The organism is Gemmatimonadaceae bacterium, assembly GCA_036496605.1.
Taxonomy (GTDB): Bacteria; Gemmatimonadota; Gemmatimonadetes; order Gemmatimonadales; family Gemmatimonadaceae; genus AG2.
The window spans coordinates 233389-250489 of the sequence record DASXKV010000054.1 but is presented as its reverse complement, the minus strand read 5'-3'; the positions used below and the strand labels follow the sequence as shown (position 1 = coordinate 250489).

The 17101-nt window shown below is 64.1% G+C and carries 10 protein-coding genes; 8 read left to right on the top strand and 2 right to left on the bottom strand.

Features of this window, described 5'->3' with window-relative positions; translation table 11 throughout:
* Positions 1 to 12 precede the first annotated feature (12 nt).
* Positions 13 to 2457: an ABC transporter permease gene (locus tag VGH98_22285; protein HEY2378727.1), complete on the top strand. Its 2445-nt coding sequence runs from the start codon at positions 13 to 15 to the stop codon at positions 2455 to 2457.
* Between the two features lie 26 nt (positions 2458 to 2483).
* On the opposite strand, the gene VGH98_22280 is transcribed toward VGH98_22285, so the two are convergent.
* Positions 2484 to 3575, bottom strand: a complete 1092-nt coding sequence (locus tag VGH98_22280) for a peptidyl-alpha-hydroxyglycine alpha-amidating lyase family protein (GenBank protein ID HEY2378726.1) — start codon at positions 3573 to 3575, stop codon at positions 2484 to 2486.
* Positions 3576 to 3762: 187 nt separating this feature from the next.
* On the opposite strand from VGH98_22280, the gene VGH98_22275 reads away from it, so the two are divergent.
* The 7 genes from VGH98_22275 (at position 3763) to VGH98_22245 (ending at position 14901) form a co-directional block, all read left to right on the top strand.
* Complete coding sequence (locus tag VGH98_22275; protein HEY2378725.1) at positions 3763 to 4302, top strand: methylated-DNA--[protein]-cysteine S-methyltransferase; 540 nt, start codon at positions 3763 to 3765, stop codon at positions 4300 to 4302.
* A gap of 36 nt (positions 4303 to 4338) precedes the next feature.
* Complete coding sequence (locus VGH98_22270; GenBank protein ID HEY2378724.1) at positions 4339 to 4746, top strand: hypothetical protein; 408 nt, start codon at positions 4339 to 4341, stop codon at positions 4744 to 4746.
* A 142-nt stretch (positions 4747 to 4888) separates the two neighbouring features.
* Complete coding sequence (locus VGH98_22265) at positions 4889 to 7915, top strand: hypothetical protein (protein ID HEY2378723.1); 3027 nt, start codon at positions 4889 to 4891, stop codon at positions 7913 to 7915.
* A 354-nt stretch (positions 7916 to 8269) separates the two neighbouring features.
* Positions 8270 to 8641: a DoxX family protein gene (locus VGH98_22260; protein HEY2378722.1), complete on the top strand. Its 372-nt coding sequence runs from the start codon at positions 8270 to 8272 to the stop codon at positions 8639 to 8641.
* A 76-nt stretch (positions 8642 to 8717) separates the two neighbouring features.
* Complete coding sequence (locus VGH98_22255; GenBank protein ID HEY2378721.1) at positions 8718 to 9401, top strand: NADPH-dependent F420 reductase; 684 nt, start codon at positions 8718 to 8720, stop codon at positions 9399 to 9401.
* Between the two features lie 205 nt (positions 9402 to 9606).
* Entirely contained in the window at positions 9607 to 12345 is a 2739-nt protein-coding gene (locus VGH98_22250) for a BTAD domain-containing putative transcriptional regulator (protein HEY2378720.1), read from the top strand.
* Positions 12346 to 12414: 69 nt separating this feature from the next.
* The gene (locus tag VGH98_22245) at positions 12415 to 14901 is read left to right on the top strand and encodes an ABC transporter permease (GenBank protein HEY2378719.1); all 2487 of its coding nucleotides are present in this window, start codon (positions 12415 to 12417) and stop codon (positions 14899 to 14901) included.
* A gap of 3 nt (positions 14902 to 14904) precedes the next feature.
* Here VGH98_22245 and VGH98_22240 read toward each other — a convergent pair whose 3' ends face one another.
* Positions 14905 to 17031, bottom strand: coding sequence for a S9 family peptidase (locus VGH98_22240; protein HEY2378718.1), 2127 nt, complete (start codon positions 17029 to 17031; stop codon positions 14905 to 14907).
* Positions 17032 to 17101: the final 70 nt, after the last annotated feature.

The following is a 17101-nucleotide window of genomic DNA, read 5'->3' as shown; positions in this document are numbered from 1 at the left end:
AGGATCCACGCCATGTTCACGCTCGAGAGTCTCCGATACGATCTTCGCTACGCAGCGCGCGCACTCCGCACGGCGCCCGGGTACACGTTCGCCGTCATCATCACACTGGCGATCGGAATTGGGGCGAGTACGGCCATCTTCAGCATGGTGAATGGCGTCCTCCTGCGCCGGCTCCCGGTTGGTGTCGGCAATCGGCTCGTACACATCACGCAACCCTCGGCGCAATCCGAAGACGATGGCTTCAGCGTGCTCGAGGTCAAGGACCTCAACGAGCAGGTGCGCACGATGAGCGCTGTTGCCGAATACCACAGCATGTTCTTTCAGCTGTACGGCCACGGTGATCCGCTCCGTGTGCAGACCGGCGTCGTCTCCGATCGATTCTTCACGATGCTCGGCGTCAAACCACTGCTCGGTCGCACATTCGTGCCGGGCGAAGACGCCGTCGGGGCGCCACCAGTCGTCGTCCTGAGTTACAAGTTTTGGATGGACCAGTTCTTCGGCGATCCCTCGATTGTCGGCGCGACGTTCACGATGAACGATAAGATACACCGCGTCGTCGGCGTCCTGCCGCCCCTCCCGAGTTATCCTAACGAGAACGACATCTGGATGCCTGCCGGTGCCTGTCCGTTTCGCTCGTCACCAATGATGATGAATACGCGCGATCATCGGATGGTGGGCGCGTTCGCGGTGCTGAAACCGGGTATGACGCTCGAGCGCGCGCAAGCCGAGGTCGCGGCCCTCAGCGCGCGGTTCCACGGCGCCTATCCAGCGGACTATCCTGCCCAGCAGCGGCTGCACTTCGCGTTGATCGACGCGCGCGACGAGATGACGAATCGGGCGAAGCCAATTCTTTACCTCCTCTTTGCGACGGCAGGTTTTCTTCTCCTGGCGGCGATGGCCAACGTCGCTAATCTGAGTCTCGCACGGCAGCTGAGACGCGCACGCGAAATGGCGCTCCGCGTCGCGCTCGGCGCGGATCAAGCACGGCTCTATCGGCAGCTGAGCTTCGAGAGCCTGGTCCTTGCCCTAGCCGGCGGCGGACTCGGTGTGGCGCTCGCGACGAGTGGCATCGGCATGCTGCGTTCGATAGCGACGCGACTCACGCCACGCGCGGACGAGATTCACATCGATGCGACGGCACTCGCGTTTGCCCTCGCGCTGTCACTCGTAATTGCCCTCGCGGTGGCCGCGGTGCCCTTCCTCCGGGTCCTTCGACAAAACCGCTTCGCCGCCGCGCTTCGTCAGGGCAACACTGCCTCCGTGGGATCGCGTGGTGATCTCAGGATGAGGAATATGCTCGTCGTCGGCCAGGTGGCGATCGCGTTCGTCATGCTTGTCGGCGCGGGCCTCATTGGCCGCAGTCTCTTCGAGCTCGAGCGCGTCGACGCCGGAATCGACGTGCACAACGTGCTGACGGCACAACTGTCGTTCAATTTCTCCAGGTACAACACTGGGGCGAAGGTGAGCGCGGTGGACGAAGCGTTGTTGCGGCGCGTGGACGGACTGCCGAGCGTCTCGTCCGTCGCGATGGCGAGCACGCTGCCTCTCAACGGGGCCCAACAAACGCAGCTCAGCTTCGAAATCGAGGGCATCGCCCCCTCCAGTGGCGTGCAGCTCCCTCACGCCGAGGCGATCGCGATCAGCCCGGGATACTTCCGTACCGTCGGCATACCGTTGCTGCGAGGGAGGGATTTCACGCTCGCGGACCGCGACACGCTCGCGCCGCCCGTCCTCCTGGGCGCCCGACTCGTGCAGACGTATTGGGGTGGCCACGACCCGATCGGGACGCGCATCTCGCCCGATAGCGGGAAACACTGGCTCACGGTGATCGGCGTCGTCGGCGACGTGCGGCAGCGTCGATTGGACGCGGACATCACCGACGAGATCTACGCACCGATGCTCGGCAGCCCGACGGGGAACGTTCGCATCTTCCTGCGCACGTTGGGGCCCCGGCCGGCGATTCTCGCGGCGCTTCGGGCAGCCGTGCGTGATGTCGATGCCCAAACGCCGATTTCGAATGTACAAACGCTCGAGGAGATTCGGGGTGCTCAGCTCGCCGAGCCGCGCCTAACGACGACCCTCATCGCCGCGTTCGCCGCCTTCGCGCTGTTGCTCACCGCGACCGGGCTCGCCGGCGTCATCGGCTACTCGGTGACGCAACGCTTACCAGAGATTGCGGTTCGGATGGCGTTAGGCGCCGATGCCCCCCGCGTGCTCAGGCTCGTTATGCGACAGGGCCTCGCGATCGTCGTCATCGGTGTCGTAGTCGGGTGCGGCGTGGCCCTCCTCGCAAGCCGCCTCGTGACGAATCTCCTATTTCACGTCCAGCCGACTGACGCCGCGACGTACTCGCTGGTGGCCGGCGTGCTGCTGCTCGCAGCCAGTGCTTCGTGCTGGCTGCCCTCGCGTCGTGCGCTGCGAGTCGACCCCGCACAGCTTCTTCGCGCCGGAGGCTGAGGTCGAGACACCGACGTGAACGAGCACTAATGTTTAGATATCGAAGCGTGCTGGGTGCGTCGAGGGTTGAGCGCTATGCGCTGCACGCGCCAATTCAGAAGCTCGGCCACGTACAGCTCGTTGTCGGAAGGGCAGGCGATCTCGTGAATCCAGCCAAACTGCTTCGGCTCTTTTCCCGCGTCGCCGAGTACGCCGAGGACCTTGCCGTCCAATGAGAGCTTGTAAATCCGGCCCGGCACGGCGTCAGCGCTGAACAGCACCTGATTCGGACCCGGCGTGATACAGATCGCCCACGGCGCGCCGGAAACCGAAAGCGGATTGCTGCTGGCGCCGGGCATTGCGCCGACCATCACGTTAGGCTCCTTGTCGTAGGGGACGTCGATGGTGAATTGGCGGAGGAAGGCACCGTCGTGATCGAACACCTGAATGCGTCGGTTGGTCCGATCGGCGACATAGATGTTGCCCGCAATGTCGCTCGCAATCGAATGCAGGATGTTGAACTGACCGGGGCTCGTGCCGCGCTCGCCCCAGGTTTTCACCCAGCGGCCGTGCTTGTCGATCTTTACGACGCGCGAATTGTTGTAACCATCGGCGACAAAGACATTGCCTTCACGATCCCAGGTGACGTCCGTCGGGCGATTGAAGGTGCCCCAGCCGGGCCGCGCCTGTGTCCCCGGCAATGGCTGCGCTGGCGGTGCTTCGACCGCCTCCGCGCGACGGCCGAGGACCATCAGCACACGTCCCGCCGGATTGAACTCGACGATCATGTTCGTGCCTTCGTCCGTCGCCCACAGATTGCCGTTCGCGTCGACACGCACGGTGTGAGCAAACGCAAAACCATATAGGTCCTTGCCGATCTCGCGAATGAATGCGCCGTCGGGTCCGAACTCGAAGAGCTGCGCCGCGCTGGCGCCGTGGACGGTGCTGCGCGAGCCGGTTCGGCTGAACACGTACAGGTGACGCCGGGCATCGATTGCGACGCCGGCCACCTCGCCGAAATTCATCCCGGCGGGGAGCTTGAGAAAGTCCACGCTCGCGTCGAAGGGGATTTCGGGAACTTGCTGCGCGGATAGCGACACGGCAGCGAGCAAAAGCAGGACGGTCAGATGAATGCGCATGAATGATTCTCCGCTGTCACCCTGTGCGCAGCGCCTGCGCTCGAGGAGCCCACGCGGTGAAGGGAAGGATTTAGTTGCATTGCTCGTGACAGCCTCTAACAATGAACGCGTACATCCTTCGTCGCTGCGCTACTCAGGATGACAAATTGGCTCGTGGCGATCATACCCTCCGCAGCTATAATTCGGAATGACCCCGACCACGCGACTTCACGCCGTCACCGCCGAAATCGAGACGCCGATCGGTCCGATGATTGCCGCGGCGTCGGACTCGCATCTCCTCCTGTTCGAGTTTCCTCACCGGCGGATGATCGACACGCAGCTCGACCGCGTGCGACGCGCCCACGACTGTGAGCTCGCGCCCGGCGAGTCCCCCATCTTCGCGACGCTGCGAGCCCAACTCGACGAATACTTCCACGGCGACCGACGGGAGTTCAGCCTGCCCCTCGACGTGCCGGGCACGCCCTTCCAGACGCGGGTCTGGTCGGCGCTGCTGCGGATCCCCTGCGGGACGACGACGAGCTACGCGCGTCTCGCCGAATCGATCGGACAGCCTAACGCGGTGCGCGCCGTGGCGCGGGCGAATGGCGATAACCGCATCGCGATCATCATCCCCTGTCATCGCGTGATCGGCTCGACCGGAGACCTCGTCGGCTACGGCGGCGGCGTGTGGCGTAAGAAGAAATTGCTCGACCTGGAGGCCCGCGCCGAGGCCCTCTCCCTTTTCTAGCTGTTACGCGGGCGGCCCCTCATTCGCCCTATAGACATGAGGCGCTACCTGGTTTTCCTCGTGCTCGCGTTCGCGCGACCGCTACACGCACAGTTTCACTTTACGCACCGCGATACGCTGCCGCAGAAGGTCGTGCAGCGTGCCCTCGACGGCTACAATCATCACGACGTCGTCGCCATCGAGGCGGAGTATCCGCCGAGCTATCTGTACCAGAACCTGTCGGATTCGGCAGGGCCGCGCCTCGTCTCTCGCGTCGACGTGCGCGACAGTCTCATCGTGCTCTTCCAGCGCACCAAGGATGCGAAGCTCACGCTCTCGAAGCGTGTCCTCACCGGCTCGATGGTCACTGACTTCTATGTCGCAAAGGGGAACGGGCGGAAGCAGAAGCACGTGAACATCTACGAGGTGCGCCGCGGCAAGATCGTGCGTCAGTGGGGGTATTGACCTCGCACTCGGCATCCTGAGCGACACGCGTCGGGCCACTCGCATAGCGCGCAGCCAGCATACATTCGGACCAGCAACCGTCTGGTGTCACGCGGTCGAGCTTCTCATATTCCGCGCGCTTCCAACACAGGTCAGATCCACGGTGCCACGCAGCGTTCTCACGGTCATAGCCGCGTTTCTCCCCGCGGCGCTTCACGCACAATCGCCCTTCGATTCTCTCCACTTCCGTTCAATCGGACCCGCCGCGACCGGCGGTCGCATTCACGACATCGAAGTCGACCCGAAGGATCCGTCCACGATCTACGTCGCGAGTGCCTCGGGCGGCATCTGGAAGACGACGAATAAGGGGACGTTGTGGACGCCGATCTTCGACGGTCTGCCCGACAATACCTTCGGCGATCTCGCGATCTGTGAGGCCGACCCGCGTGTGATCTGGGCGGGAACGGGAGAGCAGAACAATCGACAGAGCTCGTCGTGGGGCGGCGGCATGTACCGGTCGACAGACGCTGGCCGCACCTGGACGCAAGTCGGTCTGACGAGTACGGCCAGTATCGGCCGCGTGCGCGTGAACCCAATGGACTGCAGCGTCGCGTATGTCGCCGCCGTCGGTAATCTCTGGAAAGCGACCACCGAGCGTGGCGTGTTCAAGACAACCGACGGCGGCAAGAGCTGGAACAGGATTCTCTACGTCGATAGCCTAACGGGTGCAACGGATATCGCGATGGATCCGCGCGATCCCAATACGCTCTACGCCGCGACGTACCAACGCCTGCGCAGCGCCTTCGGCTTCAACGGCGGTGGCGCGGGCAGCGCGATCTACAAAACGAGCGACGGCGGCGCCACCTGGAAAAAACTCGAGGTGGGAATTCCCACCGGTGACAAGGGGCGCATCGGCCTGGCGATCGGCGCGTCGAATCCGAAGGCCCTCGTCGCGACCGTCGAGCATCCGACCGAAGGCGGCATCTATCGCTCCGACGACGCAGGCCTGACGTGGCGCCGCACGAGCCGCGTCAATCCACGTCCGATGTATTACAGCGCGCCATTCATCGATCCCACGAACGACAAGCGCATCTGGCTGCTTGGCACCGTCATCGTGAAGAGTGAGGATGGCGGCGTCACATTCGAGGGCCAACCGACGTCGCCGGCATACGACATCGGTCTCAAGACCGATCACCACACGATGTGGATCGATCCACGCGACTCGCGTCACATTCTGGTCGGCGGTGACGGCGGATTGAACGAAAGCTGGGATCTCGGGATGACGTACATTCGCATAAACAACATCCCGATCGGGCAGTTCTATCATATTGCCGTCGACGATCGCGATCCGTATTGGATATACGGCGGTTTGCAGGACAACCACTCGTGGATGGGGCCGAGTGCGACGCGCCACTGGTTAGGCATCCTCAATCAGGACTGGAGGCAGATCGGTTTGAGCGACGGCACGGGCCAGCAGGTGGATAAGGGCGGCTATCGGACGCTTTACACGTCGTCGACCAACGGCAACGTCCAACGCGTCGATCCCGAGACGGGCGATCGTCTCGACATCAAGCCGCAAGCGCCAAAGGGCGATTCGGCGTATCGGTGGGACTGGAATTCTCCGCTCGTCGCCTCGACGCACACGCCGGGCACGGTGTACATCGGCGCGAACCGTCTCTTCGTCTCGCGCGACCGCGGCACGACGTGGACACGCACCGCCGATCTCACGCGCAATATCAATCGCGACACACTCACCTTGATGGGTATCAAGGATCGCGAGATCAAGATCTCGCGCAACGACGGCGAATCGAGCTACAGCGAGCTCACCGCGATCGCTGAGTCACCGCTCGACGGCCACGTTCTATGGATCGGTACGGATGACGGTAATGTGCAGCTCTCGACCGACGGTGGAACGACGTGGCACGAGTTGAGCACCGCGATCAGCACGTCGACCGGAATTGCGAATGGTACCTACGTCGGACGCATTGTTGCCTCGTCGGCCGCGCGTGCCACGGCCTACGTTGCCTTCGACGCGCATCGCAGTGGGGACTTCGCGCCGTACATCGTCCGCACGACGGACTTCGGCAAGACGTGGAAATCGATCAGCGCCGGCCTTCCCGGCGACGCGTCGGTACGCAGCATCGCCGAGTACCCGGGGAAGCCCAGCGTCCTCTTCGCGGGCACGGAGCGCTTCCTCTTCGTGACGCTCGATACGGGCGCGCACTGGACACGCCTAACGAGCAACCTGCCGACGACGATCTACGACGACATTCTGATCCATCCGCGGACGAAGGACCTGCTCCTCGCCACGCACGGCCGCAGCCTCTGGCTCCTCGACGACGCGTCCCCGATCGGCGAGTGGTCGGACATGATCGCGGCGCGAGGGTCCCATCTCTTTCCAACGCGCCGCGCGACGCTCATGCAGTATTGGGACGACGTCTCGAACATGGCGCAAGGCTTTTACGCCGCGGAGAATCCCGCCGACGGCGCGGCGCTCACCTACTATCTCTCGCGTCCGGCGCAGAAGGTCCGCCTCACGATTCGCCGCGCGAATGGGAAAGTCGTTCGTGTGCTGTTGGGCAGCACGACGGCCGGCGTCATTCACCGCGTGACGTGGGATCTCCGGCATGAGCCGCCGCCATCGACCGTCGGTGCGGGTGTGGTCGCTGAAGAGGGCGGCGGTGAAGGTGGCGGCCGGCGCGTCGAGCCGCAGCAACAATTGCCGGTGCCGATGCACGACATCGGCGTGCGCGGGCCATTCGTCGCCCCGGGAGCATTTACTGTCACGCTCGATGTCGATGGCGACACGAGCTCGCGTCCTCTCGAGGTGCGCGCGGATCCGATGAGTACTTATACGTTGGCGCAGCAGCGCACGCGTGAGTCGTTCTTGCTGGATATCCAGGCGGCGCAGGTCGAGGTCGAGCGGGTCGTCGCCGATCTGCGCTCGCGGCGCTCGTCGGCGACGGGTGCGGACTCGGCGCGATACGTCGCTCTGGAGCGGCGCCTAACGGTTGGACGGAACGCAACGCGTGCCAAGCTCGGTGCCGTGGCGCGGGCGTTCAACGGTCAGGGCGCGCAGCAGGGAAGCTTCGCGCCGCCCACGGCGATGAACCGGCAGGCATTGATTGAGAGCCGCGCCGAGCTGGCCGCCGTCAAGAAGGAGGTCAGCGGATTGGCGGATCAGCGTTAGGGAGCGGCCGCCGCAGGCGGCTGGAACCCAGGAGACTTCGGCGCCAGTATCGACGAGCACGCCATGCAAGGCGCGCCGTACGCCTCGCCGTGCTGGGTTCTCGATTTCGACCGTCGTTCGGAAGGTGCCGCATGTCGCCCGTCATAGTGGCTCATCGAGTAGGGCCGCTTGGTACCGTTTCGACAGGTAGTGTGTCAATGCTCTTGCCCGGCGGAATGTTTCCCCAGGCGGCCCGCCAAGGAGCCAGAGCCCATCGCTTCCCTGATTTCTCCGCGTGTCGATTTCCGATCTCGCCGCTCGACGTGTTGGCAGAGGACAGAAAACCCAAGCCAACCCGAACTCGGAGACACGACCATGACCTCGATCAGTCTGAGCCAGCGCGACCGGTCCACCACCCGCATGTGGATCGCCCAGGGCCTTTTGGCCGCGATCTTTCTTTTTGCGGGTGGAATGAAGCTGGTGCTACCTGCCGCCGTGCTCGCCGAACAGTCCCACCTTCCCGGCGGCTTCATCAAGTTCATCGGCATCTGCGAGACCTTGGGTGCCCTCGGCGTGGTTCTGCCCGGCCTGTTTCACATTCAGGAGCGCCTAACGCCGGTCGCCGCGCGGGGTTTGGTGATTATCATGATCGGCGCCGTGGTGACGACACTGATCCAGGGTCAGGGTGCCATGGCGGTCATTCCCGCGATCGTCGGCCTCCTCGCGACCTACGTCGCGCGCAGATAGCGGCTTTGGAGGGCCAATTGCGCCCGCTGGCAGATTACTCTGAGATGTTCACCTTCTCGATCTGCTGGAGGCCGTCATGCGCATCGGCATCGTTGGCGCGGGGATGATCGGTTCGACTCTCGCGAAGCTGTGGGTCGACGCTGGACACGACGTGCGACTTGCGTCGCGTCACCCTAACGAGCTCGAGTCCCTCGTCAAGAAGCTTGGCGAGCGCGCCTCCGCCGGTTCGCCCGCGGAGGCGTCGCAATTCGGTGACGCCGTCCTGGTCACCGTGCCGCTCAAGGCGATGCCGGAACTGGCGCGAGACATCGGACCATTGCTGGCCGGCAAGATCGTCCTCGACACGGGCAATGCCTACGAGCAGCGGGACGGCAGCTTCGCCCGCGAGGCGACGCGCGATCCGCGCGGATCCGCGGGCTGGACTGCCTCGATGTTCCCGCGGGCGCGCTGGGTGAAGGCGTTCAATACCGTTTATTACAAGACACTCGAGACGGAGGCGCATCGGAAGGGTGAGCAAGTCGGCATCCCGCTGGCCAGTGACGACCGCGAGGCGCTGGATGTCGTCGCACGGCTGGTCCGGGACGCCGGCTTCGAGCCTGTGGTTGTTGGAGAACTCGTTCGGGGGAAGGAGTTCGAGCCTGGAGCGCAGGTTTATAACACCGGAATGAGCGGGCGCGAATTGAGGGAACGGCTTCCCGAGCGGCGCAACTACAAGCCGGCGCAACTGGGCAGGGACGCGACGGATCAACCCCGGAGCTGAGGATCGAGCCGCCGTCGTCGTTTGGTCTTGCGTCATCACAAGTCCGACCGTACGCTAGTCTCGCCATCCGCAAGGCGGAGGACAGTCCGGCGTGTTGAGGCTTCGGACGCTCGGTGGCCTTTCGATCGAGCAAAGCGACGGTAGAGCGTCGCCGTCTGCCGCAACATCGGCACGGCGGCGCTTGGCCCTGCTCGCTGTTCTCGCCGTGAGTGCGCCCCGTGGCGTGCCGCGCGACAAGCTCCTCGCACTGTTCTGGCCAGAGAGCGACACCGACCGCGCGCGCCATGCCCTCGATCAGACTCTCTACTCGCTCAAGAAAGATCTCGGGGCTGAGGCACTCGTCATCGGTCGCGAAGAACCATCACTCAATCCGGCTGCAATAACGAGCGACGTCGAAGACTTCCAGGCGGCGCTGGCACGCGGCGATCGCATCGGCGCGGCGGAGCTCTATAGGGGGCCGTTCCTCGACGGCGTGTTCATCACGGGCGCGCCGGGATTCGATCGCTGGGTCGACGAGGAGCGTGCGCGCCTAACGAGAGAGGTGGAATTCGCGCTCGAATCCCTCGCCACGGAGGCGGCCGGGAAGGGCGACCACGCGGGCGCGGTGCAACGCTGGCAACGGCTCGCCGTCATGGAGCCGCGGAAGACGCGAGTCGTCCTCTCGCTCATGACGGAGCTTGCCGCGACCGGTGACCGCGCCAGCGCGTTGCGCCATGCCGAGATCTATCACACGCTCGTTCGCGACGATCTCGAAGCCGAGCCCAATCCCGCGGTCGCCGCACTCGCCGACAAGCTGCGTCGACAGCCGGTGAAGACGGACGCCCCTCGACGTTCGACCGAGCCCCGCGTCGTCCCGCCGACGACGGCGCCAGTCGCGCCAGCTACTCCGCGGACGTTCGCGTCAGCCCCGGCGCCGACAGTCGAAGCCGCGGCGGCGCCACGCCGCGCGACGCCGTTCCGCCTCGTTACACAGAAGACGAAGCCCTACCGAGTCGCCGGATTTGCCGCCGGCTTGATCGTGCTGCTCGCGCTCATCCTCTCTCGGATGTACACGAATCGCGGCCGCGACGCCGAACGAGCATGGATTCTTGCCGCGGACTTCGACAACCGCACGCGCGATTCGATCTTCGATCGTGCGCTCGATGCGGCGCTGGCGACGGGTCTTCAGCAGTCTGCCTATGTGAGCGTGTTCCCCCGCGCACGGATTGAGCAAACCCTCGCGCGCATGGGCCGCCCGCACGGGGCAGCAACAACAATGCATCTCGACGAGACGTCGGCTCGCGAAGTGGCGCAGCGCGAGGGCATCAATTCGGTGGTCGTCGCGGCCATCGACCGCGTCGACAGCAGCTACATGCTCACGGCACAGATCGTCGACGCGTCGAGTGGCCGCGCGCTCGCCGCCGAGACGCGCCTCGCCAATCGGCGGTCGGACGTGATCGCCGCCGTCGACGATCTGGTGCGACGGCTGCGTCGCGACATCGGCGAATCCGCGGGTGCCATTGCGAAGCACGACCTTCCCCTGCCGCAGGCGACGACCGCCTCGCTCGAAGCCCTTCATAAATACGCCGACGGCCTCGCCGCCTGGAAAGCAGGACAGCGAAAGCCCGCCGTCGAGCTCTATGAGGAAGCCGTCGCGATCGACTCCGACTTCGCCCTCGCGCACGCAGAGCTCGGCGGCGCGTATTACTGGACCAACGACCGTCCCAACGGCGACGCGCACTTTGACCATGCACTGCGTCTGCTCGACCGCCTCACCGATCGAGAGCGCCTAACGGTGCGGGCCGCCGCGGAGAGCTGGAGAGGAAATCGCTTGCACGCAATCGAGCTCCGTCGTGCGCTGCTGGCGGTGTACCCCGGTGACCGCAGCGCGTGGGGGAAGATCGGCTACGACTACATGCGTCTCGGGCACGCGCAGGAGGCCGTTGCCGCTTTGCGCACCCAGCTGTCGCGCGATTCCAGCAGCGCCGGCGATTACATCAATCTCGCCACGGCACACAAGGAACTCGCCGCATACGACTCCGCCATCGTGAACTACAAGCGTGCCTTCCGGCTGCAGCCAAACCTGCTCACGCTCGAGAACTTGAATCACGAGTATGGCGAGACGCTCGTGCTGGCCGGCAAGCACGACGAAGCGCGAGCCGTGTACGACTCGATGCTCGTCGGCGATCCCGATCAGCAGGCGCGCGGTAATCGCTCGTTAGGCCTCCTCGCGATGTCGCAGGGGCACTACGCCGAAGCGATCGATCGCTTTCGCCAGGCGACGCTGCTCAGTGAGGCGCCGAATCGCGAGCTGACGGAGGCGCGCAATCGCCTCTTCCTCGCGTCGGCCGAGCAAGAGAAAGGCTGGCGCGACTCGGCGAGCGCGGAGATCCGCTCGGCGTATGGGCTGTTCAGGAAGGCCTACTTCGAGCCGCGGTTCCTCGTCTATCTCGGCAAGGCACTCGTGCGAGACGGGCAGCTGCCGCTCGCTGTCGAGGTGCTCGACACGCTCCGCCGACGCGCCCGCGCTGACAACCCCGGGGATCGCTCGAATGTGCAGGTTCTGAGCGGCGAGGTCGCGCTCGCGCAGGGTCACCCCGACAGCGCCGTGAGCGTCCTTCGACTCGCTTACGCCACGGACTCCACCGAGTACATCCGGGAATCCCTCGCGCGTGCCGTCGGCCAGAGCGGCGATCTCCACGGCGCCGCACGCTTGTACGAGTCCCTCGCGGGCGCGACTGGTGGCTGGTACGGCTACGAGGCCGAGCAGTACGGATTGATCGCGCCGGTGAGCGCCGCCGACAGCTACGAACGCATCGGCGATCAGGCACGTGTCCGCAGCTTGTACGAGCGATTCCTCGCGCAATGGCCGAAAGCCGACACCGATCTCGTATCGGTCCGTAAGGCGCGCGATGGCCTGAGTAAGCTCAAAAGCTTCCAGCTGCAGCGAGAGAGTCGCCGCTGACCTCTCCATGCTCGAGGTGGCGATAGGTTTCGCGCGAACCTTCGTCGACTGGACCGTGTCTGACCTCTCATGATCGACTCCTTCCTGCAGGATCTGTCCTACGCCCTTCGCGGCCTGCGCGCGAAGCCCGCGTTCACGACCGCGATTGTCCTCACGCTCGCGCTCGGTATCGGCGCCAATGCGGCGATGTTCTCGCTCGTCGATCGGATGCTCTTTCGGCCGCCGCCGCTCCTCGTTAATCCGGACGCCGTTCATCGCGTCTATGGATTCCAGACCTATCGCGGCAAGGAGCGTGTGGGCTTGGGTGGCCAGTATGCGCGATACGTCGACATGTCGAAGTACACCACGTCGTTCGATCGGACGTCCGGCTTCACGGAGAGAGATTTGGCGGTTGGTATCGGCGAGGCTGCCCGCGAGATGCGCATCGGGATCGTAAGCTCGAGCTTCTTCGGCTTCTTCGACGCGCCGCCGGCGCTCGGGCGCTACTTCCTCCCGAGCGAAGATGCGCCCCCGAGCGGCACCAACGTGGCCGTCGCGAGCTATGCACGCTGGCAGACCGAGTACGGCGGCAGAAAGGAAATTCTCGGCACGAAGGTGCAGATCGGCTCGGACATCTACACGATCATTGGCGTTTCGGCGCCGGGCTTCGTGGGTCTCTGGCCCAATGAGCCGCCCGCGTACTTCATCCCGATCGTGACGTACGGCGCCTCACAGGCCCGCGGCGGATTCATTGGGAAGAACGAGTCATGGTGGACGACGTACCACTGGGGATGGATGGACATGATCGCCCGCACGAAGCCGGCTGTCAGCGAGGCAACGGCGAACGCGGACGTCACGCAGGCATTCCTCAAGAGCATCGAAGCTGAGCGCGTCGGCTCGCCGCGAATGCCATCGAACAAATTGATGCGTCCCCGAGCGCAGATCGGGTCGATCCTCAGCGAACGGGGGCCGAATGCATCCGGCTTCGCAAAGGTTGCGGCATGGCTGGGTGGTGTGGCCGTGGTCGTGCTGCTGATTGCCTGCGCCAATGTCGCGAATCTGCTCTTCGCCCGCGCGCTGCGCCGCCGGCGCGAGATCGCAGTTCGCCTCGCGTTAGGCGTGAGCCGTGGCCGCCTGCTTTCGCAGCTGCTCACTGAGAGCGTGCTGTTGGCGCTTGCTGGTGGCGTCGCGGGGGTGCTCGTGGCGCAATGGAGCGGCGCCGGTCTGCGCATGGCCTTTCTCCCTGGCAGCGTCTCGCAATCGGTGCTCAGGGACCAGCGGACACTGCTCTTCGCTGGCGCTGCCGCGTTGATCGTGGGATTGCTCACGGGTCTCGCGCCCATCCTCCAGGCAAGCCGCGCCGATCTCACGGGCGACCTCAAGGCTGGCGCGCGCGAGGGGACATACCAGCGCTCGCGATTGCGTATTGGGCTGCTGCTCGTTCAGGGCGCGCTATCCGTGACGTTACTCGTCGGCGCCGGCTTGTTCGTCCGAAGCCTAACGAATGTGCGTAACATCCGCCTCGGCTTCGACACCGATCCCGTGCTCATCGTCGACCTGAATATGCGCGGCGTCCAACTCGATAGCGCGCAGCAGGTCGATCTCCGCCGTCGCTTGCTCGAGCGCGCGCAGACAACGCCGAATGTGAGGAGCGCCACGCTCCAAATCGGAATCCCGTTCTGGAGTACATGGAGCACGAGCCTGTTCGTGAGCGGCATCGACACTGTATCGCGACTCGGCCGCTTCGACTTGAGCGCGGTGTCGCCGGATTACTTCAAGACGATGGGGACGCGCATCCTCCGCGGCCGAGGAATTCAGGCAACGGACCTCGAGCACTCCCAGCTCGTGATGGTCGTGAGCCAGGCGATGGCGCACACGCTCTGGCCTAACGATGATGCGATCGGCAAGTGCATCCGTATGAACGCCGATACGGCGCCCTGCCGCTATGTCGTCGGTATCGCCGAGGACATCAAGTCGCACCAGTTGAGCAACGAGACAGAGATGTACTACTATCTCCCGGCGACGCAATTCAATCCCAATCGGACGGGCCTCTTCGTTCGCGTGCGGGGCGATGCGGCGAAGAACGCCGACGCCGTGCGTCGCTCGCTTCAGCATGAGATGCCTGGAGCGTCGTATATCACCACGACGCCGCTTTCCGAGGTCCTGGGACAGGAAACACGATCGTGGCGTCTCGGCGCGTCGATGTTCAGTGCGTTCGGCGCGCTCGCGCTCGTGCTGGCGGCGATCGGCCTATACAGCGTGATCGCCTACAATGTGGCCCAGCGCACGCACGAAATGGGCGTGCGGATGGCGTTAGGCGCTCAGGCGAGTGACGTGATTCGGCTCATCGTGAAGGAAGGAGTGGCCTTCGGCATCGCAGGCGTCGTCATCGGCGGGGCGATCGCGCTCGGGGCGGGCAAATGGCTTGCGCCACTCCTCTTCGACGAGTCGCCCCGCGATCCCGCAGTGTTCGTGGTCGTGGCCGTGTCGCTGCTTGCCGTCGCGCTCGCGGCGAGCTGGCTGCCGGCGTTGCGGGCCGCACGCGTTGAGCCGACCAAAGCCCTCCGGTACGAGTGAGTCTCACGGCACCACGCGTTTCGAGTCCGGTAACTGGTTCAAGAAGAACGCGTACTCGAACGCGATCTCCTTGAGTCGGTCGTACCGGCCGGATGACCCGCCGTGTCCCGCACCAAGATTGGCTTTGAGCAGCAGTGCATTGGAATCGGTCTTGGTGGCGCGCAGCTTGGCCACGAGCTTGGTTCCTTCCCAGTACGGCACCTGGCTGTCGTTGAACGAAACCTCGACGAGCATCGCCGGATAGCGCTGTGCCTTCACGTTGTCGTAGGGCGAGTACTGCATCATGTAATCGTAGGCTGGCTTCTCGTTAGGATTGCCCCACTCGATGTACTCGCTCGTCGTCAGTGGGAGCGACGCGTCGAGCATCGTGTTCATGACGTCGACGAACGGGACGCCGGCGTTGACGGCCTTGAAGAGATCTGGTCGCATGTTCGTGACCGCGCCCATGAGCAATCCACCGGCTGAGGCGCCTTGAATCATCAGCCGATCGGTGGACGTGTATTTGTTGTCGACCAGGTACTGCGCGACATCGATGAAGTCGGTGAAGGTGTTCATCTTCTTCATCATTCGGCCAGCCTCGCGCCATTCCTCCCCGAGCTCACCACCGCCGCGAATGCTGGCGAGCGCATAGATGAATCCGCGATCGAGCAGGCTGACTCGATTGGACGTGAACGATGGATCGATCGACGCACCGTACGAACCGTAGGCATAGAGCAAGAGCGGTGCGGTCCCGTCGACCGACGTCCCTTTCTTGTACACGATGGCGACGGGCACCTTGGTACCGTCGCGAGCTGTTGCCCAGAGTCGCCGCGACTCGTAGTTCACCGGGTCGTAGCCGAAGACCGGCTGCTGCTTGAGCAACTTTCTCTCGCGCGTTCGAACGTCGTAGTCGAACGTCGACGCCGGTGTCACCAGCGACGTGTAGAAGAACTGGATGCGCTTCGCGTCGTACTCGTGATTGTTGCCCAGGCTAATGAGGTACGCTGGCTCCGGCGTCGCGACGCGATGCGACGCGCCCGTCTTCTTGTCGATAATTCGTAGGTACGGGAGTCCGTCTTCGCGCTCGCTGAGAACGAGAAAATTCCTGAACGGCGTGAAGTCGTCGAGCTTGACGTGCGGGTCGTGCGGAACGACTTCCTTCCACTGCGTCGGCGCCTTGATCGGAGCTGAGACGAGCCGGAAGTTCTTCGCGCCCTTGTTCGTGCGAATCAGCAGCTTTCCGTCGTCGAAATCCGGGTAGTACTCGTGCCCGGGCTCCCGCGGCAGTAGCAGGGTGAGCGACGCCAGCGGATGATCGGCGCGAACATAGCGGGCTTCGGTCATTGTCTTCGCGAACGAGATGAGAATGACGGTCGTTCGGTCTTCCGAGCGCAGACCGAATACGTCGAACAGCTCGTCGGGCTCATGGTAGACCAGCTTTGTATCGTTGGAGCCGACGGTGTGTCGCCAGAAATTGTCGCTTCGCTTCGTGACGGAATCCTCCGTCGTCACGAAGAGCGTGTGGTCATCGGTGGACCACACGACGCTGCCGACACGAACGATGCGATCGGGGAGAAATTGACCGGAGCGGAGATCCTTGATGTGGAGCGTGTATTGCCGATACCCGGTCGTGTCCGTTGTGAACGCGAGCAGATTGCCGTCGTTGCTGACGGTCGCGGTCCCGACAGAAAAGAAACCGAGCCCCTTCGCCATCTCGTTCTCGTCAACCAGTACTTGCTCAACGTCGCTGCCGGCACGCTTCCGGCACAGAATCGGGTACTCCTTTCCTTCTTCAGTCCGCGAGTAGTACAGAAAGCCGTTTTCGGGGTATGGCGCGCTCTCGTCAGTCTGCTTGATGCGGCGCAGCATCTCGTCGTAGAGTTGGTGCTGCAGCGCTTCGGTTGGCTTCATCGCCGCGTCGGTATACGCGTTCTCCGCCTCGAGGTAGGCGCGGACGGCGGGATTGCTCTTCTCACGGAGCCAGAAATAGTTGTCGGTGCGCGTGTAGCCGTGAATGTGCGTGACGTACGGTTGAGCGTTGGCGACCGGCGCCAGCGCCGTGCCCTGTTGCGCGGCCGGAGTCTGCGCGCGAAGAGGAACGATCGCGGCGACGAAGGCCACCGCACCGAGAAAACGCGAGATGCGCTGCATGACACCCTCGGGAAGGATCGGACGCCTGCCGCGGAGCCCCCGCGACGCATGGGATTCACGAGGCTTCTAT